Source organism: Brevibacillus sp. MCWH, assembly GCF_013096935.1.
Classification (GTDB): Bacteria; Bacillota; Bacilli; order Brevibacillales; family Brevibacillaceae; genus Brevibacillus; species Brevibacillus aydinogluensis.
The window spans coordinates 1-396 of sequence record NZ_SDLF01000231.1 but is presented as its reverse complement, the minus strand read 5'-3'; the positions used below and the strand labels follow the sequence as shown (position 1 = coordinate 396).

The window sequence follows — 396 nt, the reverse complement described above, 5'->3', positions numbered from 1 at the left end:
CGTCATGGGCGTTCGTCGTTGGCAGTCCCCACGCTAGCGGGGCGCTAGCCACGGGATCGAACTCATCGTGAGGTGAAAGGGCGCAATGGACGCGGCTACGACAAGAGTTGGCCTCACCGACTTGACGTTTCGTTTGCTACGAGAGTCTTTCGCCGATGCGGTGTCGTGGGTGGCTAAAAATCTGCCAGCCAGGCCCGCGGTGCCGGTGCTCTACGGCGTGTTGTTGACCGGCTCGGACAACGGTCTGACGATTTCCGGATTCGACTACGAGGTTTCCGCCGAGGCCCAGGTTGGCGCTGAAATTGTTTCTCCTGGAAGCGTTTTAGTTTCTGGCCGATTGTTGTCCGATATTACCCGGGCGTTGCCTAACAAGCCCGTAGGCGTTCATGTCGAAGG

Annotated in this window: 1 protein-coding gene; it reads left to right on the top strand. The window is 58.8% G+C overall.

The window, feature by feature from the left end:
- Positions 1-85: 85 nt before the first annotated feature.
- Positions 86-396: beta clamp domain-containing protein (locus ETC00_RS20225; RefSeq protein WP_371808941.1), on the top strand; the 311-nt coding region annotated here is incomplete at its 3' end.